Consider the following 22,882-nt stretch of genomic DNA (forward strand, 5'->3'; position numbering starts at 1 on the left):
GGCACCTATCCTCATCAGTCGTGCGAGTTCTGGTCATCGGGTCTGGGGCCCGAGAACATGCCCTGGTACTTGGCCTGTCACGGGACCCGAAGGTCACCGCGCTGGCCTGTGCGCCGGGCAATGCCGGCATAGCCGCGGTCGCTGAGCAGTACGGCGTCTCAGTGGCTGACCCAGTTGAGGTCGCGGCCCTCGCGACCAGATGGAAGGCCGACCTGGTCGTCGTCGGCCCAGAGGGTCCGTTGGTCGAAGGTGTTGCCGACGCGGTCCGAGCCGCGGGCATCGCATGCTTCGGCCCGTCGGCCGCGGCGGCGCAGATCGAAGGCTCGAAGGCGTTCGCCAAGGACATCATGGCCTCCGCCGGAGTGGCGACCGCGCACAGCGAGATCGTGGACAACCCAGCCCGCCTGGACGCGGCCCTCCAGCGCTTCGGCCCAACCTGGGTCGTCAAGGACGACGGCCTGGCGGCAGGAAAGGGCGTCGTCGTGACGACGGATTTGGCGACCGCCCGTGCGCACGCGATGACATTGCTCGAAGGCGGCCACCCGGTCCTGCTGGAATCCTTCCTGTCAGGACCAGAGGTATCGCTGTTCTGCCTGGTCGACGACCGGACAGTGGTGCCACTGCTGCCCGCGCAGGACTTCAAGCGCGTCGGCGACGGCGACAGCGGCCCGAACACCGGAGGAATGGGCGCGTACACACCGCTGCCCTGGGCCGAGGACGAACTGGTGTCCAGGATCGTGTCCGACATCGTCCAGCCGGTCGTGGACGAGATGGCGAACCGTGGCGTGCCCTTCTCCGGGCTGCTGTACGCAGGCCTGGCGATCACCCCGACCGGACCCTCGGTGATCGAGTTCAACTGCCGTTTCGGCGACCCGGAAACCCAAGCGGTGCTGGCCCTGCTGCGTACCCCGTTGGGCGAGCTCCTGTCCTCCGTGGCCACGGGGACCCTGGCCGCGCAACCCCCGCTGGAGTGGGAAGACGGCTCAGCGGTCACGGTGGTCGTAGCAGCCGAAGGCTACCCAGGCAGGCCTCGGACCGGCGACGTGATCGCAGGCAGCGAGGCCGAGGGAGTCCTGCACGCAGGCACCCGCCGCCGCGACGACGGAGCTGTGGTTTCGACGGGCGGCCGAGTGCTGTCGGTCGTGGGAACTGGTGAGTCTCTGGAGGCCGCGCGTCAGGATGCGTACCGTCGGGTCGAGAACCTGCACCTCGCCGGGTCACATCACCGGACGGACATCGCCCTGCGTGCGTCCCGTGGGGAGGTCGCGGTTCCCGCTAGCTGAATTGGGTGGAACCAGCCAGCCGGTTTCTCCGTCAAACTTCAGGTAGCGGTCTACCAGCGTTGGTAGCCTACGAAGCGAGACCGGACGACTACGGAACGTACGGGGGTGCGTGAATGAACGAGACGACCGGCTCAAATTTCTTTGCGAAAGTGCTGGCAATGGTGCCGGAGGTACTGCCAGAGGCACCAGCGAGCACGGCAACGATGAAGGTCAACCACGACAACGTGCTGGCCGCGGCAAAGATCATCCAGGCTCAGATCGATGCACTGAACGACACGTTCTCCTCACATGGGCGATCGTTGATGATCGAGGCAACGGCCGACGACCCGGTCAGTGTCGACGCCGCGGAGGCTTGGAACTATCGGCTGGTACTTGCGGACGATTCCTATGCGGCCCGGATCACCGAGTATGTCGGCAGCCTGCGCAAGCTCATGACTCAACTTCGGGACAGCGCGAAGACCTATGGATTCAACGAGCAGGACATCGCAGCCGTTTTCGGGACGACGACGGTTGCGTAAGTCAGTGATGGTCACGCTGCTTTCCGCGGTGGCGCTGACCGGGTGCACCGAGACAGAACCCGGTCAGGCGGTTCCGCCTGCCGGTGGCGGGCAGGCCGCCAGCGGTCCGCAGGCGCCGAGCGCGGCCATTCCGCCAAGACCGCGGGAAATCAAGCTGGATGGCGTCGATCCGTGCAAGCTGTACAGCCAGGCCCAGCTCGATCAGATCAAAGTCAAGCGGCAACGCAACAAGACCCAGGATGGCGATGCCTTCAAGGGGTCCCCGCAATGCCTGATGGATGGTGTCGACGGTCCGGCGTCATTCGACTATGAGGTCTGGGCGATCACGAGCGAAGGATTCGAACCCTGGCTCAGCGGAAAACGGAATGTCCAAGCTCGCCTGGTCTCGGTTGATGGATTCCCGGCAGCGGACTACCACATCCGCGGCAGTGGCGGCGCGTTCGACTGCGCCACCGCGGTGGGTGTCGCCAACGGCCAGCAATTGATGGTCGTGTTCCGGCCAACCCGCAATGCGTTCAGCCAGGATCAGATGTGTCAGAAGAGTGAAGAGGCCGCCACCCTGGCCATGCAGACTCTCAAGATCTTGAAGTGAGGAACCGTCATGCCTGGACCTGATATCGGTGACTACCGATTCGCCGGTTACAGCAACGAGGAACTCGCCGGCATGGTCGACCAGATCCGGCAGGGGCGTGGCTCGGAAAGCATGAACCGCGCGGTCGACGCGCTCACCGCGATCGCCAACAGCCTCAAGCAGACCGACGAAACCCTCCGCACCGAGCTCGGCAAGATCGGCGTCGAATGGACTGGCGCGTCCAGTGACGACGCCCAGGTCGTGATGACCGACTCCGCCCAGTACGGCGGCGCGGCCACGGGCACCATCACCAGTTCCGCTGGGGCTGTGTGCAACCAGGGCGATGATTACTCACGCACTCGCAACTGCGCCCCGGAGTCGAGCGCGCTGAGGGGCGCCAAGGACTACAACCTGGCCGACAAGCTCCTGCTGCACACCACGGACCACTCCAAGGAAGTCCAGCGCACCCAAGCCGCGCGGGCTCAGGCCGTCGACGCCATGAACAACTACGCCAACGCCAGTCGCAACAACCTGGCCGGTTATCAAGGCCTGCCGGTTCCGCCGAACATGAGCCTCGACGCGGCACCTCCGCCCAGGAATGGCTCCGGGACCAGCATTTCCGGTATCCGCGCTGGTGGTTCGGGCGTCCCGACCGGTGGTTCCCCGACGTCAGGTCTGCCCGGTGGTGGCGCGCCGATCGGGTCCTTCGACGCACCCATCAACCCCCTAGGCGGCGGTGGACAGCCTGGACCAGCACCGACGGGCGGTCCTCCCGGCAAGACCGTCGGCATCGGGCCGATGCCTGGTCCAACGACCGGCTTTCCGGCTTCGACACCTCCGACTCCGCCGATGCGTCCGTACTACGAAGGCATGACCGCGGCCGTCGCTGGCATGGCCGGGGGTGCTGGTGGTGGTGCGGCCGTGGGTTCGGTCGCCGACAAGGACCGTTTGGCGCCTCGCGGTGGACGGCCTGGTGGGGTCGCGGTGCCACCGTCGGGTGGCTCACGTGGCGCGGCCGCTGGCGCTCTGCCTCCTGGGGAGGCGGCAGCGAGAGCGGCTGAACGGGTTGGGTCGACGAGCAAGCCTGGCGCGTCGATGATGCAGCCTGCCGCGGGCACCGCGCAGAGCGAAGAGGATGCGGAGCACGTCCGTAAGTACGGCATCGAAGCCGAGGACGTGTTCGCCGACGGACGCATGGTCATGCCGTCGGTTCTGGGTGAAGACGACGACGAGTGAGCCTGGTTCTCTCCGCGCTGGAGTTCGACGTCATCTGGGAGAGCGAACGGCTGCCGGACCGGCATGTCGCCTTCGACGTGCCCAGTCCCGGCAAGACGCACGCTGAGCGGGCCGAGCTGGTCCGCAAGACATGGAAGGCGCTTGAGGCGCGTGGGCTGGCTCAGTCCGGCCGGGCCACGCCCGAACTGGTGGACAAGCTGGAGATCCTGGCGCATCCGCAGGTCAGCATCGACGTGTGGGTGTGGGCTGGACGCGAGGTGAAAGCGTTTGCGGCCATGGCTGGCCGGGAGGCTCAGCTCGCTGTGGTCGACGAAGGCAAGGTCTGGCTGATTCCGGCGCGGGACAGCGCGCTCGCCGAGTCGGCGGTGTCCGTCGCCGGTGAACTGGGCTCGGGCGGTGGCCGTTCGGTGAGCGTGCCCAACGATCTCGTTGTCGGCGCGGACGAGGAATCGGGCGGTGACACCCGGAAGTTCGTCACCGCCCTTGAGTCCAAAGGCGTTCTGTTGGCCGAGGCGCACGCGTTGACTTCGATGCTCAACGGAATCTCCACGCGTGGCCAGTTCGGTGCCGAACGACGGCATCGGGATCAGCGAATTGTCCGTGCCGAACGAGTTGTCGCTTTCCATGACACCGGCTCTGGCCGTTACCTCGATCTGGTGAAGCCGAGCCCGGACGGGCGGATGTGGCTGACCGTGTCACCCGCGGACAATCACCGGCTTGCCACGTTTGTGTGGGAATTGCTCGACGAGGTGTGAATTCGCTCTAAGGTTGGCGGAACCGGGGAGGGGTGCTCCGGCGTCACAGATGTGGGGCGAAGGGTGGGGACGTGGCCGACTACAACCTTGCGGCGATCAACAACTGCATGACGACCGTGCAGAACTTCAAGCCGAAGTTCGGCCAGATCGCCGATTCGTTCACGGGCGTGCCGAGCGATCCGGGCGCCTATGGCGAGCTGCCAAGTTCCGGCGCGGTGTCCAGTGCGGTCGACGTGGTGAACAAGCTGATGCAGAGCGAGTTCGAGAAAGCCGAGAGCCTGCTCGACGGGATCGCGCGGTCGTTGGACGCGGTGATCCAGAGCGTGCAGAACGTCGAACAGCACACCGCCAAGACATATCAGGTCTGATTTTCTCCGGGGAGGGGCTGAGCCGTGAGCGCAGCGGAGGTGGTGGCGAAATATCCGGGCGGTGGAGCCGTTCTGGCGGCCGCGCGGAAAGTCGAGAAAGCGAACAGCGGGGCGATCACCGCGGCGGCCCAACGCCTGACTCAGGCGGGCACGAATGCGGGTGAGCACGGCACGGGTGTCGCCAATTCGGTCAAAACGCTCGACTCGGAATGGAAGGGTGCGTCAGCCGATCAGTTCGTGGCCTATATGGACCGTTTTGCCAAAGCTGGCACGGCAAGTGCCGAGGCGTTGGCGAAAGCCGGTGCGGCACTGGGGAAAGTGGCCGGGGCGATCGAGGACGCCAAGCATTTCGTGGCCAACCGGTGCGAGCAGGTTCTCGGCGAGATCAAGCGGGCCGTTCAGCGCAACCCGGACGCGGACCAGGCGCAGATCGACGCCGCGATCATGCCGTTGACGGCGGCCGCGGCCACTGACATCGAGAACAAGCTCAAGGAAACCGACGCGCAGCTGAAAGCCGCGGCAAGCGAGATCACGGCGGCCGCCAACCCTGGCGCCACATTCACCGATGTTCCCGAGCCTGGCAGCCAGGCATACGTGCCAGGACCCGGCAAGACAATCGACTGGAAGCCAGAGGAAGTAGCCAAGGACCAAGGCACGAACCCGGCGAACACCGACGCCAAACCGACCGCCCAGCCAGCGAGCACCCACTCCGGCGGTGGATCCGGAGGCAGCAGTGGTGGCGGTGGAGGCGGTGGCGGTATGGGCCCAAGCGGCGGCCCGCCAGCAGGTCCACCACCCGGCAACGTCCAGGACTGGATCAAGCAAGCGCTAGAAATCTTGCGCGCCAACGGAATCAACGTCAGCGAAGCGGACGTTCCGAAGATCTGGGCGATCATTCAGCACGAATCAAGCGGAAATCCCAATGCCCAGAACCTGTGGGATTCGAACGCTGCCAAGGGAACGCCGTCGAAGGGCTTGATGCAGTGTATCGATCCGACCTTCAACAGCTACAAAATGCCGGGGCACAACAACGTCTGGGATCCGGTGCAGAACATCTGCGCTGGCGTGAACTACGCGATCTCCCGGTACGGATCGCTTGACAACGTCCCAGGAATCAAGGCAATGGCGGGCGGCGGCGCCTACCGCGGCTACTGAATCAGGTTCGCCGTACTGTCCACATGTGACAGTGAGTGGCGTCGCGATGGCGGGCTACCTCGGCTTCTCCTACGGGACCTATCTCGGCGCGGTGTACGGCAGCCTCTTCCCGAGCAAGCTGAACCGCAATGTCCTTGACTCGTCGGTGAACCCGGACTGGATCTGGCGCGAGACGTTCCGGCAGCAGGCGGTTGCCGCGCGCGCCAACATCGACATCTACGACACGTGGCTTGGCGAACGGAATTTCGTGTACGGGCTGGATAAATCCCAGGCCGAGGTGTTCGCAAGTACCGAGGCCCTGACGGCCAAGCTCAACAAGGCGCCGATCAATGACCCTGATTTCGGCGAGGTGGACGGCACCACCGTGGACGCGCTGCTTGGGTGGTATTCGCGTTTCCGGCCGCTGTGGGACGAGCTTGGCGAAGTGATCAAGTCCTTCAAGGCAGCGGCCGATGGCGCGCTCGCCAGTGACTCCGCTGTACTCAAGGACGCGGGCAAGGCGGCGAGGATGATGTACGACCTCGCCATCGCGGAGACACGGGAAGGCGTGTTCGAGACCATCACCTGTGAGGCCGACTGGCCGAAGGACCTGGCGTATTACTACGACGAAATGCGGCTGTTCCGTGAGAAGTACCCGCACTTCGGCGGTGTTGCCAGAGTCGCGCCGTGGAACTGCACCTTCCGCAGCTTCACGCCGCCGGACAAGGTGACTGACCTCAAGCGCGCCGGTTACCCGACCGGACTGGTGATCCAGGCTGAGGGCGACGCGCAGACCGCGTACGCCGGTGGCCCCGCTATGGCGACGAAGCTGCGTGACCACCTGGTGTCCGTCGCCGATGAGGGCATGCATGGCCTCTACGGCTACAACGACTGTGCGTCCGACATCATCGACCGGTACCTGATCAACGGCGTGCTTCCGTCGACGCACGTCACGTGCGCAGGCGACCCGCGCCCGGACGTGCCCGCTGACAGCGCGGAAACGGTGTCCCAGCGCCCGGCACAGCAGCTGAACGTTTCTGAGTCCGTTCGCCGCACCTGAAGGGGCAATTTGTGCGAGTGAATAGATGGGTGAGCACGGCCGTGCTGCTTGGCACGGTGGCTGCCGTGACTCAGCCGGTCGCGGCAGCTGAACCCGCTGGCCTGCAAGAGTTCTACGGTCAGCAGGCGCAGTGGGGTCGTTGTGTGGATTTCGGGCGTCCCATCGAAGGTTTGCAGTGCGCCACCTTGGTGGTGCCGATGAACTACCGCAAACCCGGTGCCGAGCGGATCTCGTTGACGATCAGCAGGATGCCCGCGAAGGACCCGGCGAAACGCAAGGGCGCGCTGATGCTCATCCCGGGTGGGCCAGGCGGAAGCGGCTTGCTGCTCCCGTATTGGGATGCCGAGCGGCCCATCGGGCAGGTTTACGACCTGGTCAGCTTCGACCCGCGTGGTGTTGGCGAGTCCACCCAGCTGCACTGCGAGGGTGGCGCTCCGGTCGGCGAGGTCAGTTCCCGGCCGACCGATGACCAGTTCGAGTTGTTCACCGCGCGAGCACGCATGGCCGAAGCCGAATGTGAGCGAGCCGGTGGCGGGTTGCGGCCGTACGTCAACACGCCGAACATCGCCCGCGATATGGATGTCATCCGTGGCGTGCTCGGCGAGCAGAAGATCAACTTTGTCGGTACGTCCTACGGGTCCTATGTCGCCGCGGTGTACGGCAGCCTGTTTCCGAACAAGGTGAACCGCAACGTATTCGACTCCGCGGTCCACCCGGACGAGATCTGGCGCGGGACCTGGCGGTCGCAAGCGGTCGCGGCGCGTGCCAACGTCGACGCGTTGTTCACCTGGCTTGGTGAGCGCAACTCCGTTTACGGACTGGGCAAATCCCACGCCGAGGTCTACGCCTCCTCGCGGGCCCTCGCCGCCAAGCTGATCGAGAAGCCGATCATCAACCCCGACAACGGCGAGACGATGACCATCACCCACTACGATCGTTTCGTGCTCGGGTTCCTGTCGCGCGCCCGGTCGGCGTGGGACTACCTTGGCCGTCAGATCAAGACGTTCAAGGCGATCGCCGAAGGCACCATCGCCGCCGATTCCCCGGCCGCCAAGGACGCGACCGACGCGGCGGCGGTGGTGCGCGAGTTCGCCATCCCTCGCACCAGGGAAGGCGTGTTCGACACGGTCCGCTGTGAGGCTGACTGGCCGCAGGACCTGTCGTTCTACTACAACGAGATGAAGGTGTTCCGGGAGGAATATCCGTACTGGGACGGTGTCGCCAAGGTCGCGCCGAACAACTGCACCTTCCGCAGCTTCACGCCACCGGACAAGGTGACTGAACTCAAGCGAGCCGGTTACCCGACCGGAGTGGTAATCCAGGCTGAAGGTGACACGAACACCGCGTACGCCGGTGGTCCTGCGATGGCGAGCAAGTTGCGCAATCACCTTATCTCCGTAGCGGATGACGGCACGCATGACCTATATGGCTACAACCCTTGTGTGAACGAACTCGTCGACCGGTACTTGATCGACGGTGTACTGCCGGGTACCCGTGTCACGTGCCCCGGCGCCCAACGCCCGGACATCCCCGCCGACAATGCGGAAACGGTGTCACGGCGCGCGGTGCCGCAACCGAACCTGACCGAGTTCGCTCGGCGATTCGTGGCCGAGGAACAGAACCGGCGTGGCGGGTTCTGATCTGTCCGGTTTGCTCACGGTACGTATTTCGGGTGGTGCTGATTAGTCTGGCTGCATGGTCAACAACCTGCTGACGGTTGCCGCTCGTGCCCAGGTACCCCCCTTCTACGTGATGGATGTGCTCGAGGCCGCCAACGCCCGCCAACGCTCACAAGGCGATGTGGTGTCGTTGGCGGCCGGTCAGCCATCAGCCTCAGCGTCAGCTCCCGTCCTCGAAGCCGCCGAGAAAGCCTTGCGCGGCAACAAACTCGGGTACACCGAGCAGTTGGGCATCCCGGAACTCCGGGCCGCTATCGCCGCTCACTACGACCGGACGTACTCGCTTGAGGTCTCGCCGCAGGATGTGGTCGTCACGACCGGATCCTCCGGCGGGTTCCTGCTTTCCTTCCTGTCCGCGTTCGACGCGGGCGACCGGGTCGCCTTGGCCAGGCCGGGATATCCGGCGTACCGCAACATCCTGACGGCCCTCGGGTGTGAGGTCGTCGAGATCGACACGTTCCAGCCGACCGTCGAATCCCTTGACCGCCTTGGGCCGCTCAAGGGCGTCGTGATCGCGAGCCCGGCCAATCCGACCGGGACGATCGTCGCCGGGTCCGAGCTCGCCGCGATCGCCGGCTGGTGCACGGAACGTGGCGTCCAGCTGATCAGCGACGAGATCTACCACGGGATCGACTACGGCCTGAAGCCCGCGACGGCGTGGCAGTACAGCCGCGAGGCCGTGGTGGTGAACTCGTTTTCCAAGTATTTCGCGATGACCGGGTGGCGGCTTGGCTGGCTGCTCGTGCCGCAACGGCTGCATCGCGCGGTCGAGTGCTTGATCGGCAACTTCAACATCTGCGCGCCCGCGCTCGCCCAGCACGCCGCGGTCGCCGCGTTCACCGACGAGTCGTACAAGGAGCTGGACGGACACGTCCAGAAGTACCGGATGAACCGGGACACCTTGCTCGAAGGCCTGAAGCGGCTCAAGATCGACCGGCTGGCGCCGGCCGATGGCGCGTTCTACGTCTACGCCGACATCGAGCACCTCACCCACGACGCGATGAGCTGGTGCCAGCGGCTGCTCGCCGACACCGGTCTCGCGATCGTGCCGGGGATCGACTTCGACCCGGAGAACGGCTCGAAGTTCATCCGGCTGAGTTTCGCGGGCGCGCACCACGAGATCGAGGAGGCGATCGTCCGGCTAGGCGGGTGGGTGAACCCCTGAACTGCGATATCGGGGTGATTCCCGATGGGCGGGGCGGCCGATCGCTGGTTGACTGGGAACCACGGGTGAGCGCGGATCGTTCACTTCATGACCCGAATGGGGAGGCTGGACATGTTTGTGAAGATCCTCGGTGCGATCGTCCTGATCTGGCTGGCGTTCATGGTCCTCGGCTGGATCCTGTCGGCCTTCAAGTGGGTGCTGATCATCGCCGCGGTGGCCACCGTGGGAGCACTTGCCTACGGTGCGATCAAGCGCTCCCAGATCCGCTCATAGCTACAGGATGCCCGCGGCGGCCAGGTACTCGCGTGCCTTGGCCGCCGAAACCCAGAGCTGGGCGTCGATCCCGGCCGCGGTTGCGCCATCGATGTTGACCTGACGGTCGTCGAAGAACACGCAGTCCTGCGGCTGGGCGTTCAGCCGTTCCAGCAGCAACGTCCACATCTCGGGGTCCGGCTTGGCGATCCGCAGGTCCCCCGAGAAGATTAGGTGTGCGAACTGCGTGCTCCACGCCTCGACCTCGACCAACCGGCCGAACGACGACGGCGCGTTGGACAGCAGTGCCAGTCCGTGGCCAGCGGCCTTGATGTCCGCGATGAGGTCCAAAGTGGACTGCTCGGTGGTCAGCCAGCCGGTGGTGTCGATCTTGGTCAGCTGAGCCGAAGTCGGCTCGTCCAAGTCCGTTCCGGCAACGGCCGACCAGTACTCCAGGTCCGGCTGGCCGCGGTCGTAAGCCTCGCGATGCGCCCAGTACGCGGTTTCGAACGCCGCCGGGTCCGCCCCCACCACCTCGGCGAGCTCAGCCAACGCAGCGGTCCGCTTGCTGATGACCTCGCCGTAGTCGAACACGATCCAGCGCACGTTCACCCCTTCTCTATCCGGCGCAACACTTCGGTGATGTCGTTGGCGGAAACGCCCCGGTGAGCGACGAACCGGACGTGGCCGGGCAATGGATAACCAAGCACACCCACCTCGCGCAGCTGGGCGATCGCGTGATCCACATCCGGCACGCTGGCCACCACGATGTTGGTGTCCGGCGTGGCCGCTACCCAGCCCAGCTCGGTGAGGCCTTCGGCCAGCGCACGCGCGTTGGCGTGGTCCTCGGCCAGCGAATCGATGTTCTCCAGCGCGACCAAACCGGCTGCGGCCAGCACGCCGCCTTGGCGGACGCCGCCACCCAGCATCTTGCGCACGCGACGGGCATCCGTGACGAATGCGGCAGACCCGGCGACCATCGAACCGACCGGCGCACCCAGGCCTTTGCTGAGGCAGACCTGCACGGTGTCCGCGCCGACCGTCAACTCAGCCGGTGACAGGCCGAGCGCGATGGACGCGTTCCAGATCCGTGCGCCGTCCAGGTGGACTGTGAGGCCTGCTTCCTTGGCGACCGCGACCAGTTGCGTGTACTCCTCCAGCGGAGTCACGGTCCCGCCAGCCGCGTTGTGCGTGTTTTCCAGGCACAGCAAGGTGGTGTTCAAGTTGAAGTACGGCTGTGGCCCGCCGATCGCGGTCCGCAGCGTCTCGGGCTTCGGCCGTCCAGGGCCGCCGTCCCACGGCAACGGGTCGGGCATGCCCTCGGCCAGCCAGGCACCGGCACCCAGTTCGCTGGAGATGACGTGCGACAAGGCCGGAGCGAGGAACCGGTCACCGCGCTTGACGTGCAGCATCAGCGCGATCACGTTGCCCATCGAGCCACTCGGCACCCACAACGCCGCCTCGACCCCGAGTAGCCCGGCGACGGTCTCCTCCAGCTTGGCCATCGTCGGGTCGTGGTCGAGAACGTCGTCGCCGACCTCGGCCGCGGCCATCGCGGCCCGCATCCGATCGTCCGGTTTGGTGACGGTGTCCGAGCGAAGATCGATCATCGGTGCTGGCACGGGATTGATCCCACCAATCTTGGCGCCCCGGAGGCAAGCCGATCCGGGGTGTGGCGTAGAACTCATCCACAGGCCGTGCAACCGTGTAGGCGACCCGGTCCGTCCATTACCCGAAGACGACGAGCGGAGAGAGTCCGCGTGGATCAGCGCGACGAGCAGGAGTTCGCGGAGTACTTCGAGGCTCGGCGAGACGCCGTGCGCCGAACCGCGTACCTGCTGTGTGGCGACTGGCACCGGGCGGACGACCTGGCTCAGACCGCGTTCGTCGCGTTGCACCGGCGGTGGCGCAAGGTGCGTGACCGTGGGGCGTTGGACGCCTACGTCCGCCGCACAGTGGTGCGCGCGATGATCGACGAGTCGCGACGGCCATGGCGGCGGGAGCGATTCGTCGAACAGCTGCCTGAACCCGCGCCGACCGACGGCGAGGTGGGCGACACGGTCGCGACCAGGTCAGCACTGCTCGACGGGTTGAAAAAGGTGCCGCCACGGCAACGTGCGGTGCTTGTACTGCGGTTCTTGGAGGGCCTTGACGTGGCCGCGACTGCCGAGTCGCTCAAGTGCTCCGAGGGGACCGTGAAGAGCCAGACCGCGCGCGGGCTGACCGCACTGCGCGAGGCGCTGGGTGACTCGCTCGACGACTTGCGATCGGCAACTTGAGGAGGTGGATGTAGGTGGACGAGAAGAAGCTGAGTGAGCTGTTCAACGACGCGGTGCGGGACGTCCCACCCGCCACCTTCGGCACGAGCGAGGTCAAACAGGCGTCACACCGAGCGACGATCAAGCGGCGTAACACTGTCGTGGCAACGTCAGCCCTGGCATTTGTGCTGGTCGCGGGCGGAACTGTAACCGCAGTAACCCTTTCGGGTGGAATTGCGACCCCAACAGCGGCGAATGCCCCCGCTGCCGCAGGCGGTGTGGGCCAAAACGGTGGCACTATGGAACGCAGAGAGGCGCAGGAAGGTGCGACCGCGTTGGACGCATCGCCCAACTCTCAGCAGGACAACCGGACGGATCGACCTAAGCAGGGAGGCGATTCGGCCGGTACAGCCGGCGCAGCCGGCAGCACCCCGAGTGGGTGCCAGGCGGACCAGGAGCTCGCTGCTGCCCTCGCGGGCGAGCTCCTGGCCGCCCCTGCAAAAACCCCGGTCCAGGTGCCTTTCGGCTGCCCACCGGGCTCCCGCGGCGCGGCATTCAAGATCACCGAAGGCACCCGGACCGGCACGATCTCGATCGTCCTGACGCCGCAAGGCTCAGCGACCTTCGCGCCGCTGGGCAGCGAGGTCTACGGCACGGCGAATGCCCAAAGCCCAGCGAAGAGCGGTGGCACGCTGAACATCGTCAGCCAGCCGGACCCACTGGTGCAGCCAGCGGAAGCGCCGTACACGGACGAGTTGTCGCGGATGGCGGCCAAGATCGCGCCGAGTTTCTGAGGCGGAAAGCCCGATCGGCCCCCCGGACTCGGGTCATGCCTGCGCAAGCCGGACGTGCCGATGACCTGCCACCGGATAGCACCGCCCTGAGGTTCTAGCCGTGGCTTTGGTGGCGCCACTGCTGGCAGACATCAGCCAAACCCACGTTAACGGTCCACTGGCCTCTTGTTAGGCGGCCAGTGGACTGTTAGCTTCGGTTGTAGCGGGCCAGTGGACTCTTAAGTTGGGAACCCTGGCGCCGAAACAACCCACAACCGGGAGTTCTGATGGCAAGCCCATTCATCGTGATCGCGACCTGCAAGGTCAAGGACGGCAAACTGGCGGATGAGAAAAAGCGGGCGCCTCGCTCGGCGCAATACGCCCATGACCATGAGCCGCGCACTATCGGTTTTCACGAATTCGGCCACGCGGATGGTACTGAGGTCGATTTCATCCAGTTTCATCCCGATATCGAGTCGTTCGAGCATCATATGACCGTGCACGACCCGTCCTACCAGGACTTCCTTGGTGAGACCAGCAGTGTTCGGGTCTATGGGCAACCCACCGAGGCGATCATGGATCTGTTCACGAAGCTTGGCGGGCCGAACGTCAAGATAACCGTCATTCCGGAGCATCTCGGCGGTTTTACTCGCGGTCCGGAAGGCGATTCCTGATTCAGGACTGTTTGCCGCCGTGCGGGATTGGATCGAGCAGCCGCCGCGGCGTGTTGAGCACGCTGGAAACCGGGTCGGTCTCGGCGTCGGCCGCCGCGTCAAAACCGGGGCCTGGTTCGATCCGGCTTTCCGGGACCGGGACGAGGTGACCGCATTGCTCGCAGCGGCCCTCCTGGTCGAGTAGTCCGCCGTCGAGGTCGTGGCGCACGGCCCGTTTCACGCCCGCGGGTGAGTAGAACGAGTCTCCCCAGTGCATCAGGGCCCGCACTATCGGCCACAGCTCAACACCCTTGGCGGTCAGCCGGTACTCGACGTTGCCCGCGCCATCGTCATCCCGGCTGAACACGCCTTCCTGGACCAGCGCCTTCAGCCGGTTCGTCAGCACCGCCCTCGGGATGCCGAGCTGCGTGGCGAAGTCGCCGAATCGACGTACCCCGTAGAAGGCGTCTCGCACGATCATCAGCGTCCACCGCTCGCCGACCACCTCCAACGCTCGCGCCATCGAGCAGTTGCGGTCCGCGTACGTGCTGGGAAGGGCCATGATGTCCAGCCTACCTCGGATAGTTCGGTCACTGAACCACGCTGTGCTACCGTCGGTTCAGTCAATGAACTGCTCCCGCAGGAGGCTTCCATGTACCAGTTCCTGGTTTCCTTCACCGTCCAGCCGGAACACCGCGACGACTTCATCCGGGTCGCGACGAAAACCGCGCGCGACTCACTGGCCAACGAGCCCGGATCGCGGCGGTTCGAGGTCATCGCCGACGAGGAGAACCCCGAAGTCATCTACCTCAACGAGGTCTACGCCGACGCCGAGGCGTTCAACACGCACGCCAGCGGCCCGTACTTCAGCGCCTTCTTTGCCGAGGCCAGCGCCTACGCCAACGGCCCGACATGGCTCATGCGGGGAAACGCCGTCGGCGATGAGGCCACTACGCTTGACTGACCATGACTGCCGCGAGTACGCCCAAAGGTGAACGAAGGCGCCACGCCCTTGTCGAGGCTGCGGCGCAGTTGCTCGTCGAGGGCGGGTTCGACGCGATCCGCCACCGCGCGGTGGCGGAGCGGGCTGGCCTGCCGCTGGCGTCGACCACGTACTACTTCGACTCGCTCGACGAGTTGATCACCGCGGCCGTCATGCATCGCGGCGAGACCGAGTTCGCCAGGGCGTGGGCCCAGCTTGAGCAGACGCCGCAGAACGCTGGCTTCGACACCCTTGTCGAGATCGTTCTCGACCTGCTGCTGGGTGACGAGCCGGAGTCCGGGGACGCCGAGGCCGTGCTCCTGCGCTACGAAAGGTTGGTCGGGACCGGGCGTAGGCCGTACCTCAAACCGTTGATGGGGAGTGACGCGGTCAAGCTGCGCGAGCTGCTGGCCGCGGTCTTCACCAAATGCGGGTTTCCGTCCGACGCTGACCTGATCGAGCAGGTGATCGCCCTTGTCGACGGTGCCGTGCTGAACGCGATCATCGAGATCCACGCGGATCCGCGCGCGAGAGCCCGCCAGATGCTCCGGGCAGCGCTGCTGAAATAGGTATGCAGTGCTGGATTGTCCTCGCTCCGCTCGGACGGGCTTGGTCGCCAAAGCCGGTCATTTCCACCCCACCCCACCCCAACGCAACCGACACCGCGCAGTGTCTCTTCACCGCTGTGGGCGGGGCGGCATCGGGCGTGTTGTGTGGCGTAAATGACCGGCGCGACCAAGCCATGCAACCTTCGTCCTTGACCGCGCGTGAGGTAGGTCGGGAATGCGAAGGGAGCCAGAGTGCGCAAACCCGACGAGGAGAGCTTTCGTGCCTTCGCCGGCAAACACGCCGCGGGGCTGCGCCGCCTTGCGTATCTGTTCGCTGGTGACTGGCATACCGCGGAGGACTTGGCACAACAGACTTTGATCAAGATGTACCGGGCGTGGGACAAGGTGCAGAAGCAGGACAGCCTGCAGAACTACTCCCGCAGGGTCCTGCTGAACACGTGGCTGGACGAGAAGCGCAAGCCATGGCGGCGCAGCGAGCTGCGGGTCGACAAGGTGCCGGACGTCCCGGATCTGGCCGCTGACCCGGAGGCGAACCAGGATCGCGCGTGGGCGAAGGACATGACCCACCGCGCCCTGCTGGAGCTGCCACCACGGCAGCGGGCGGCGTTGGTGCTGCGCTATTTCGACGACTTGTCGATCGCGGAGACGGCTGCGGTGCTCGGGTGTTCGGAGGGCACGGTGAAGAGCCAGACCGCACGCGGCCTGGCGACCCTGCGTGATGTTGTGGAGAACATGACGGCAGGCAGGCCGGCTAGGAGGGTCGTGTCATGAGTGAGGCGGAACTGCGTGAAGGCCTGAAACTGGCCGTCGCCGACGAACCCCCGATGGTCTTCGACCTCGATGAACTCGTGGACACCGCCGAGCGGATGGTCCGGCGCCGCCGCGCCCTCGTCGCGGTCGGTGTGAGCACGGCCGCGGTCGCTGTCGTCGCTGTGGCGGTGCCTGTCTTTCTCGGGATTGGTGGCACTCCGCCGGAACTACCCCAAGCGGCGCCTCCGGCTGTCACCATCACCACCTCGCCACCGAAGGCGCCCATGACGGTCGCCCAGCTCAAGCAGCGCGGCGAGGAACTCATGGCACACCTGAAGACCCAGGTCCCAGTGGTGGTCCCGGATGCGAAGAACATCACGCCGGGCGAGTTCGGCGGTGAGGCCAGCGGGCAGTTCTGGGACGGCCAGACCTACCTGGACGGCTTTCTCGCGTTCACGCTCGGCGATGCGCGGACCGCGATCAACGTGCAGGTCAACAACGCCCCGGAGAAGAGCGCGCCGTGCACGGGCTGCCGGGAGCTGCCACAGGCCGACGGCAGCAAAGTGGTGATCCGCACCGAGTCCGGCCCGGCAGGCAACGCCCCGGACATGAAGATCACCTCGGCCGAGCACTACCGCACGGACGGCTCGGTCACCCGGGTCTCCACGTACAACTACGACCCGGTCACCGGGCCGAGCGGCTACCAGCCGAACGTCGCGCTGACCGACGACCAGCTGGTGCGCCTCGCCACTGATCCCGCCTTGCACATGTAGGTGACATACCCTGTGTCACCGTGAAGCCGCGTATCCCGAACGTCCTCGCCAACCGTTACGCCTCGGTCGAGCTGGCCAAGCTGTGGTCGCCGGAGCACAAGGTCGTCCTCGAACGTGAACTGTGGCTCGCGGTCCTCAAGGCGCAGGCTGAACTGGGCGTACAGGTGCCAGACGGTGTGGCCGCGGACTACCAGCGCGTGATCGACCAGGTCGATCTGGCGTCGATCGCTGACCGCGAGCGCGTCACGCGGCACGACGTGAAGGCGCGGATCGAGGAGTTCAACGCGCTCGCCGGGCATGAGCACGTGCACAAGGGCATGACCTCGCGTGACCTCACCGAGAACGTCGAGCAGCTGCAGATCAAGCGCTCGCTGGAGCTCATCGCGGCCAGGACCTTGGCCGTGCTCTCGCGGTTGGCGCGGCTGGCGACCGAGCACACCGACTTGGTGATGGCCGGACGCTCGCACAACGTCGCCGCGCAGGCGACCACGCTCGGCAAGCGGTTCGCTACCGCGGCCGACGAGTTGCTGGTGGCGTTCGAGCGGTTGACGAACCTGATCGACCGCTATCCGTTGCGGGGCATCAAAGGCCCGGTCGGCACCGCACAGGACATGCTCGACCTGCTCGGCGGCAACGAGTCCACTTTGGACGAGCTTGAGCGGAAAGTCGCCGAGCACCTGGGTTTCGAACGAGTCTTCACCAGCGTCGGCCAGGTTTACCCGCGCTCGCTTGACTTCGACGTCGTGTCATCTTTGGTGCAATTGGCCGCCGCGCCAGGCAGTGTGGCGAAGACGATCCGTCTGATGGCCGGGCACGAGCTGGTCACCGAAGGCTTCAAGCCAGGCCAGGTCGGCTCGTCGGCCATGCCGCACAAGATGAACACGCGTTCCTGCGAGCGCGTCAACGGTTTCGCGGTAATCCTGCGCGGCTACCTTTCGATGGTCGGCGAGCTGTCCGGTGACCAGTGGAACGAAGGCGACGTCTCGTGTTCCGTCGTGCGCCGCGTCGCGCTGCCGGACGCGTTCTTCGCTCTGGACGGCCTGTTCCAGACGTTCCTGACTGTGCTCGACGAGTTCGGCGCGTACCCGGCGGTGATCGCGCGCGAGCTCGACCGGTACTTGCCTTTCCTTGCCACGACAAAGGTTCTGATGGCTTCGGTGCAGGCAGGCGTCGGCCGGGAGACCGCGCACGAGGCGATCAAGGAGAACGCCGTCGCGGTCGCGTTGGCCATGCGTGAGCAAGGCCAGGCCGAGAACGATCTGCTTGACCGGCTGGCCGCGGACGACCGTATCCCGCTGGACCGCGCACAGCTGGACGCGCTGTTGGCCGACCGCCTGTCGTTCACAGGGGTCGCTGACAGCCAGGTCCGCACGGTTGTGAAGCGTGTCTCAGAGGTGCTCGAGGATTATCCGGAAGCCGCTGGTTACGCCCCTGCGCCCATCCTTTGATAAGGGCGCCCTGACCTGGGCGTATTGCTAGGTTGGGGCCATGGGCGCACGCGTGGCGGAACTTGTCCGGTATGTCGTCAAAGGCTGCGCGGGCGAGTCACTCGACCGCTCGGCAGTCGGTCGGATGGGCCTTGTCGACGACCGGCTGTTCATGGTCGTCGACAAGAACGGCAAGTTCGTCACGCAGCGAACCCGGCCCCAGATGGCGGTGATCAAGCCGAAGCTGGGCGACGGGACGCTCACCCTGTCCGCGCCCGGCTTCGATGACCTGACGTTCGACTTCCTTGCCGACGGTGAACGCCTTGAAGTCCTGCTGTTCAAGTGGACTGGCAAAGCGGTCGACCAAGGCGCGGCACCGGCCGAGTGGTTCTCCCAGTTCCTTGGCGAGCCCTGCAGGCTGGTCCGCGTCCCGCCGGACCACGAGCGCCGCTCCAGCGGACTGACCCAGGGGTATGCCGGGTTCGCCGACGCGCACGCGCTGCACGTGACCAGCCTGTCCTCGCTGGACCACCTGAACGGACTGATCCTGGAGAAAGGCGGGGAAACCCTGCCGATGAACCGGTTCCGGCCCAACATCGTCATCAGCGGCTGGGACGAGCCCTACACCGAAGACCGAGTCCGCCAGATGACCGTCGGCCCAATCCAAACAGGCTGGGAGAAGAAAGCGGTCCGGTGCGTGGTCCCCACAGTCGACCAGGCGACCGGCCACAAAACCGGCCCAGAGCCAACCAAAACCCTGGCCGGATACCGCAGGGAAGAAGAAGGCGGGGTCTCCTTCGGTGCCAAGTTCGCCGTCATGACCACCGGCGAACTGACCACCGGAGACCCCGTGGAAGTCACCGCCTTCGCCTAACCCCCGCCGTGTCCACCGTTCCGGAACAGTGTGTCCACCGTTCCGGAACAGTGTGTCCACCGTTCCGGAACAGTGTGTCCACCGTTCCGGAACAGTGTGTCCACCGTTCCGGAACAGTGAAATGCACGGTGCTAGCAGGTTCCGCCGATGACCCTGGGGACACAGTCGCTGTAGCTCAGGAACAGAGCCACCGCTTGGTCGTTACGCTGGGTTTCGCGGACGATGACCTCGTCCGGCGGGTAGAAGCCGCCACCACCCGAACGCGGGTACATCTCGAACGTGTAGCTCCAGATCTTGTGCACGCCCCACATCCAGTCACCGATCGAGCCGTCGGTGATGTAGAGGTCGCTGGATTGCTGTGGCGTGTACTGGTTCGTGTTCGCCATTTGCTGGCCGAGGGTTCGGAATGCGCGTTCCTGGTTGGCGTCAAGGCCCGGGCCGGTGTTGTTGAACGTGTAGCCGTACGGCCACAGGATCAGTTCCGAGTAGGTGTGCCAGTCGATGTGCGTCTTGATCTGCTGCACGCCGCCGACCACCCGCGATTGCACGAAGTCGCGCAGCCGCTGGGTTTCCGGTGCCGAGAACGCCGATGGGCCACGGTAGGTATCGTTGCTTGTCGATCCGCTTGAACCGCCGCAGCAGCCCCAGTTGTAGCCCCAGTTCCGGTTCAGGTCCGTGCCCACGTTGGACGACCCTGAGTTCGGCTGACGGTTCTTGCGCCACATTCGGTAGGAGCCGGTTTGGATGTCGTACTCGGAGCCGTCCGGGTTGACGCTGGTGACGATCCAGATCTCCCGGCCGTTCACCATGTTCGTGATCGCGGTGTCCGAGCCGTAGCCGTCGGTGTAGCGGTTGGCGATGCGCAGGCACATCTCCGGCGTCAGGTGTTCGCGGGCGTGCTGCTGGCAGGTGAACAGCACTTCGGGCTCAGCTTCGTCGCTGGCCACATTGTCGCTGATCTTGAGCAGCCACAGGTCCTTGTTGCCCTGGTAGCTCTTGCCGATGCTGGTCAGCCGCGCGATCGACGGGTGGTCCGCGACGATCTTCTGCAGCTCGGCGGTCTGTTCGGCGTAGTTGTGGTACATCGAGTCGGCAGGCGGGAAGTCAAGCGTCGTCGCTTGCGCCGTCAGCTGGTATCCGGCGTTCCGCAACGCCTTTGCCTGCGATGCGGTTGCCGCGAAGATCAGCGTGCCGTGCTCGGTGCCGTGGATGTCGACGCCGAACCGGCTGATCGCGGTACGAGAGGCAGGGGTGGTGTTCTCGACCACGTAGATCGCAGACGCCTGGCTGTCGGCAGTGGCAGCCGCAGCCGTGCTCTGGTCGAGCTGTGCCGACGCCGTGACCGGCAGAGGCAGCAGCATGGCAGCGCCAAGCGCCGCCGCGGCCAGCAGACCGCGACGAGACTTCATGAGCCCTCCCTTGTGAACTTGTGTGCAGGGTGTCTCGTAGCGTGAGTCGGCTGCCCGAACGTGCGCAAGATGTCGCCTGCCGATTACCCACGTACGGACCATGCGCTGAAGCCCTTTGGCGGCGAACCGATCGTCGGTTTCGGCAATATGGGAATGTGACCGTGGTTCAAAGTGTCCGTAAGCGCTACTCCCGTAGTGGTCCGTGGGTGCTCGACGGGGTCGATCTGACCGTCGAACCCGGCGTCATCACCGTCATCGTCGCTGGTAACGGCATCGGCAAGTCCACATTGCTACGGATCGTGGCCGGTGCGTCGGTGCCGACGGGCGGGCAGATCACCGGCAGGCCTGACACGGTCGGTTACGTCCCCGAGCGAGCCCCGGCGGCGATCCGGATGTCGGCGCGCCAGTACCTCGGGCACATCGGTCGGATGCGGGGCCTGACGCCGAAGCAGACCAAGGCCCGCACGGACGAGCTGGCCGAGCGGCTGTCCCTGGTGCCGGGACCGGACGTGCCGATCGCGGCGCTGTCCAAGGGCAACGGTCAAAAAGTCGCTGTTATGCAAGCGTTCCTGAAACCACCCGAGCTGCTCGTTGTCGACGAACCAGCTACCGGTCTCGATGCCCCGGCTCGTGCGGAACTGGCCGCGCTGATGTCCGAGGCCGAACAGGACGGTGCCCGGATCCTGTTGAGCGCACACGAAAGTGCGGTGCCCAACGGGAAGCTCTATCGCTTGCTCAACGGCAAGCTCGTCACGGAATCCTTGCGGGGCATGCGAATCGCGCTGCGGCCCACTCGGCCCGGCTTGCTCACATCGGAGTTGGCGGCGGAGATCCTTTTGGAGGAGCCAGGTCGGGTAGTTGTCCGTACCGATGACGCGGACAAGCTCTTGCTCAAGGCACTGGCCGAAGGATGGTCCCTGATCGAGGCGGTCTCATGAACCCGCTGATCCGTTATCTCGTCGCCGACGTGCTGCGCGGCCAGCGATGGGCCGCACCCATGCTGGCCTACCTGGCGATTCTCATGATCATCGGGCCGCCGACCGGGCCGGTGCTGCCGACGTACGCGATGGCATCGGCGGCGCTCGTACCGATCGGCATGTGGATCACGGTTGTCGTGATGCACAACGAAGAGCCGATGCAGGTCGCGATCACGATGGCGGTCAACCGCGGATTCACCAGGGTCTGGCTGGCCAAAGTCGGTGCCGCGCTGCTGTGCACTGGCGTGCTCGGCGTGTCCGCGCTGGTCTGGCTCACGGCCACGTCCACCCAGTTCGAGCACGCCGGAGTGGGTGCGCTGGACTTCGCGATGACCGTGCTGGCGGGTGTCGCGTTCGGCACGGTGATCAGCCGTCCGGTGATGCCGAAGCTCGGCTGGACCATGGTGCTTGGTGTCGGGATCTGCTTCGGGCAGCTGTTCGTCCGGCAAGCGCCGCCGGTGAACGCCCTGATCGACCTCTACGCGAAGGACACCCCGGGCGCGGCCAGCACGGTCGTTCTCATCGGGGTCCAGTCGGTGGTGCTGTCCGCGCTGGTCATCTTCCTGGCCCACCGAGTGGCCAGGACCAGGGTTTAGCGTCGGATCTCGGCGATCGGGTTGCGCTGGCCGACCATCAGCAGCGACGACGCGAAGCCCTGGTTGACCGCGATCGCCACGTGCCCGGCGGAGTCGACGTACACCAGCGCCTCGCCGGGTTCGACGTCGTCGTAAGTCCGGCCGATCGTGGCGTCGACCGTGTGCATCCCGATCTGGACCTGCACGGACGCGCCCGGCAGCAGCAGCCCGGTCGCGATCATGTCGCGGACCTGGGCGGCCAGCTGGATGTTGCCGAAGTGGTCGACCGACAGCACCTCGGACTGCAGCCGCTGACTGCCGACCACGACCTTCGGCTCCGGCAGTTGGACCAAAGTCACCGGGTCGACCTCGGGCCCGAAATCGGCGGGCTCGACGCCCAGCGTCAGATACGCGGCCGCGGGCGCGAAGATGTCCCGCCCGTGGAAGGTGTGCGAAACCGTGGAGAGGCGGTATTCCTCGGCCATCAGCTCGTACGCGCCCTGCGGCCCACCGAGCGCTTCAGCGGCTGGCAGAAGGAGGCCGTTGTCGGGGCCGACCAGGATGCCTTCCTCCGTGACCACGAGGATCCCGCGCCTGCCCGTGCCCACGCCGGGGTCTACGACGGCGACGTGCACCGATGGCGGCAGATAGGGCACGACCTGGGCGAGGATGGCCGCGCCGCGCCGCACGTCCTGCGGCGGCACGGCATGCGACACGTCGATGACCTGGGCTTTCGGTGCTTTCTGAGCAATAACGCCTCGGCACGCGGCCACGAAGCCGTCAGCCAGCCCATAGTCGGTGGTGAGCGAAACCCAGTCGAAAGCCATGGCCATTAATACCC

27 protein-coding genes are annotated in these 22,882 nt (G+C 65.6%); 22 read left to right on the top strand and 5 right to left on the bottom strand.

What is annotated here, in order from left to right; genetic code table 11:
• Positions 1-20: 20 nt before the first annotated feature.
• The 11 genes from purD (at position 21) to LWC34_RS21120 (ending at position 10,042) form a co-directional block, all read left to right on the top strand.
• Positions 21-1,283 carry a phosphoribosylamine--glycine ligase gene (gene purD, locus LWC34_RS21070; protein WP_233726894.1) on the top strand — a complete coding sequence of 421 codons (1,263 nt, stop codon included), beginning with the start codon at positions 21-23 and terminating at the stop codon, positions 1,281-1,283.
• Positions 1,284-1,396: 113 nt separating this feature from the next.
• On the top strand, positions 1,397-1,801 hold the full coding sequence (locus tag LWC34_RS21075; RefSeq protein WP_233726896.1) for a hypothetical protein: 405 nt from the start codon (positions 1,397-1,399) through the stop codon (positions 1,799-1,801).
• Positions 1,794-2,393, top strand: coding sequence for a DUF3558 domain-containing protein (locus tag LWC34_RS21080; protein ID WP_233726897.1), 600 nt, complete (start codon positions 1,794-1,796; stop codon positions 2,391-2,393). Before LWC34_RS21075 ends, LWC34_RS21080 begins: the two co-directional genes overlap by 8 nt.
• 9 nt (positions 2,394-2,402) lie before the next feature.
• Positions 2,403-3,608 (top strand): hypothetical protein, encoded by a 1,206-nt coding sequence (locus LWC34_RS21085; protein ID WP_233726899.1) that lies wholly within the window; start codon positions 2,403-2,405, stop codon positions 3,606-3,608.
• Positions 3,605-4,363, top strand: coding sequence for an ESX secretion-associated protein EspG (locus tag LWC34_RS21090; RefSeq protein ID WP_233726900.1), 759 nt, complete (start codon positions 3,605-3,607; stop codon positions 4,361-4,363). The genes LWC34_RS21085 and LWC34_RS21090 overlap by 4 nt, the downstream gene beginning before the upstream one ends.
• Positions 4,364-4,434: 71 nt before the next feature.
• A complete protein-coding gene (locus tag LWC34_RS21095) occupies positions 4,435-4,731 on the top strand; it encodes a hypothetical protein (protein ID WP_233726901.1) in 297 nt (98 codons plus the stop codon).
• Between the two features lie 24 nt (positions 4,732-4,755).
• On the top strand, positions 4,756-5,886 hold the full coding sequence (locus tag LWC34_RS21100; protein WP_233726902.1) for a transglycosylase SLT domain-containing protein: 1,131 nt from the start codon (positions 4,756-4,758) through the stop codon (positions 5,884-5,886).
• A gap of 25 nt (positions 5,887-5,911) precedes the next feature.
• Positions 5,912-6,925, top strand: coding sequence for an alpha/beta hydrolase (locus tag LWC34_RS21105; protein ID WP_233726903.1), 1,014 nt, complete (start codon positions 5,912-5,914; stop codon positions 6,923-6,925).
• A gap of 11 nt (positions 6,926-6,936) precedes the next feature.
• On the top strand, positions 6,937-8,565 hold the full coding sequence (locus LWC34_RS21110) for an alpha/beta fold hydrolase (protein WP_233726904.1): 1,629 nt from the start codon (positions 6,937-6,939) through the stop codon (positions 8,563-8,565).
• Positions 8,566-8,620: 55 nt separating this feature from the next.
• Positions 8,621-9,769 carry an aminotransferase class I/II-fold pyridoxal phosphate-dependent enzyme gene (locus LWC34_RS21115; protein WP_233726906.1) on the top strand — a complete coding sequence of 383 codons (1,149 nt, stop codon included), beginning with the start codon at positions 8,621-8,623 and terminating at the stop codon, positions 9,767-9,769.
• Positions 9,770-9,880: 111 nt separating this feature from the next.
• Positions 9,881-10,042 (top strand): hypothetical protein, encoded by a 162-nt coding sequence (locus LWC34_RS21120; protein ID WP_233726907.1) that lies wholly within the window; start codon positions 9,881-9,883, stop codon positions 10,040-10,042.
• On the opposite strand, the gene LWC34_RS21125 is transcribed toward LWC34_RS21120, so the two are convergent.
• Both LWC34_RS21125 and LWC34_RS21130 read right to left on the bottom strand, forming a co-directional pair.
• Positions 10,043-10,627, bottom strand: a complete 585-nt coding sequence (locus LWC34_RS21125; protein ID WP_233726908.1) for an HAD family hydrolase — start codon at positions 10,625-10,627, stop codon at positions 10,043-10,045.
• Between the two features lie 2 nt (positions 10,628-10,629).
• A complete protein-coding gene (locus LWC34_RS21130; RefSeq protein WP_233728797.1) occupies positions 10,630-11,631 on the bottom strand; it encodes a threonine aldolase family protein in 1,002 nt (333 codons plus the stop codon).
• Between the two features lie 150 nt (positions 11,632-11,781).
• On the opposite strand from LWC34_RS21130, the gene LWC34_RS21135 reads away from it, so the two are divergent.
• The 3 genes from LWC34_RS21135 to LWC34_RS21145 all read left to right on the top strand — a co-directional run bounded on the left by LWC34_RS21135 (position 11,782) and on the right by LWC34_RS21145 (position 13,726).
• Complete coding sequence (locus tag LWC34_RS21135; protein WP_233726910.1) at positions 11,782-12,300, top strand: SigE family RNA polymerase sigma factor; 519 nt, start codon at positions 11,782-11,784, stop codon at positions 12,298-12,300.
• A 14-nt stretch (positions 12,301-12,314) separates the two neighbouring features.
• Positions 12,315-13,073: a hypothetical protein gene (locus LWC34_RS21140; RefSeq protein ID WP_233726911.1), complete on the top strand. Its 759-nt coding sequence runs from the start codon at positions 12,315-12,317 to the stop codon at positions 13,071-13,073.
• Positions 13,074-13,339: 266 nt separating this feature from the next.
• Positions 13,340-13,726 (top strand): hypothetical protein, encoded by a 387-nt coding sequence (locus LWC34_RS21145; protein WP_233726912.1) that lies wholly within the window; start codon positions 13,340-13,342, stop codon positions 13,724-13,726.
• Between the two features lies 1 nt (position 13,727).
• On the opposite strand, the gene LWC34_RS21150 is transcribed toward LWC34_RS21145, so the two are convergent.
• A complete protein-coding gene (locus LWC34_RS21150) occupies positions 13,728-14,267 on the bottom strand; it encodes a winged helix-turn-helix transcriptional regulator (RefSeq protein WP_233726913.1) in 540 nt (179 codons plus the stop codon).
• Positions 14,268-14,357: 90 nt separating this feature from the next.
• Between LWC34_RS21150 and LWC34_RS21155 the strand changes: the two genes are divergently transcribed.
• The 6 genes from LWC34_RS21155 to LWC34_RS21180 all read left to right on the top strand — a co-directional run bounded on the left by LWC34_RS21155 (position 14,358) and on the right by LWC34_RS21180 (position 19,080).
• The gene (locus LWC34_RS21155; protein ID WP_233726914.1) at positions 14,358-14,669 is read left to right on the top strand and encodes a putative quinol monooxygenase; all 312 of its coding nucleotides are present in this window, start codon (positions 14,358-14,360) and stop codon (positions 14,667-14,669) included.
• Between the two features lie 2 nt (positions 14,670-14,671).
• Positions 14,672-15,256, top strand: a complete 585-nt coding sequence (locus LWC34_RS21160; RefSeq protein ID WP_233726915.1) for a TetR/AcrR family transcriptional regulator — start codon at positions 14,672-14,674, stop codon at positions 15,254-15,256.
• Positions 15,257-15,487: 231 nt separating this feature from the next.
• A complete protein-coding gene (locus LWC34_RS21165; protein ID WP_233726916.1) occupies positions 15,488-16,027 on the top strand; it encodes an RNA polymerase sigma factor in 540 nt (179 codons plus the stop codon).
• The gene (locus tag LWC34_RS21170) at positions 16,024-16,779 is read left to right on the top strand and encodes a hypothetical protein (protein WP_233726917.1); all 756 of its coding nucleotides are present in this window, start codon (positions 16,024-16,026) and stop codon (positions 16,777-16,779) included. The genes LWC34_RS21165 and LWC34_RS21170 overlap by 4 nt, the downstream gene beginning before the upstream one ends.
• Positions 16,780-16,799: 20 nt before the next feature.
• Entirely contained in the window at positions 16,800-18,227 is a 1,428-nt protein-coding gene (gene purB, locus LWC34_RS21175) for an adenylosuccinate lyase (protein WP_443667754.1), read from the top strand.
• Between the two features lie 40 nt (positions 18,228-18,267).
• Complete coding sequence (locus tag LWC34_RS21180) at positions 18,268-19,080, top strand: MOSC domain-containing protein (RefSeq protein ID WP_233726918.1); 813 nt, start codon at positions 18,268-18,270, stop codon at positions 19,078-19,080.
• 131 nt (positions 19,081-19,211) lie between these two features.
• Here the strand turns inward: LWC34_RS21180 and LWC34_RS21185 are convergent, their stop codons facing one another.
• On the bottom strand, positions 19,212-20,489 hold the full coding sequence (locus LWC34_RS21185) for a M14 family metallopeptidase (protein ID WP_233726919.1): 1,278 nt from the start codon (positions 20,487-20,489) through the stop codon (positions 19,212-19,214).
• 155 nt (positions 20,490-20,644) lie between these two features.
• Here LWC34_RS21185 and LWC34_RS21190 point away from each other — a divergent pair, with 155 nt between their 5' ends.
• Together LWC34_RS21190 and LWC34_RS21195 are read left to right on the top strand one after the other, a co-directional pair.
• Positions 20,645-21,427, top strand: coding sequence for an ATP-binding cassette domain-containing protein (locus LWC34_RS21190; RefSeq protein WP_233726920.1), 783 nt, complete (start codon positions 20,645-20,647; stop codon positions 21,425-21,427).
• On the top strand, positions 21,424-22,062 hold the full coding sequence (locus LWC34_RS21195) for a hypothetical protein (protein WP_233726921.1): 639 nt from the start codon (positions 21,424-21,426) through the stop codon (positions 22,060-22,062). Before LWC34_RS21190 ends, LWC34_RS21195 begins: the two co-directional genes overlap by 4 nt.
• Here LWC34_RS21195 and LWC34_RS21200 read toward each other — a convergent pair.
• Positions 22,059-22,868: an SAM hydrolase/SAM-dependent halogenase family protein gene (locus tag LWC34_RS21200; RefSeq protein WP_233726922.1), complete on the bottom strand. Its 810-nt coding sequence runs from the start codon at positions 22,866-22,868 to the stop codon at positions 22,059-22,061. The two genes, LWC34_RS21195 and LWC34_RS21200, sit on opposite strands and share 4 nt — an antisense overlap.
• Between the last annotated feature and the right edge of the window lie 14 nt (positions 22,869-22,882).

The organism is Kibdelosporangium philippinense, from assembly GCF_021390435.2.
GTDB classification, from domain to species: domain Bacteria; phylum Actinomycetota; class Actinomycetes; order Mycobacteriales; family Pseudonocardiaceae; genus Kibdelosporangium; species Kibdelosporangium philippinense.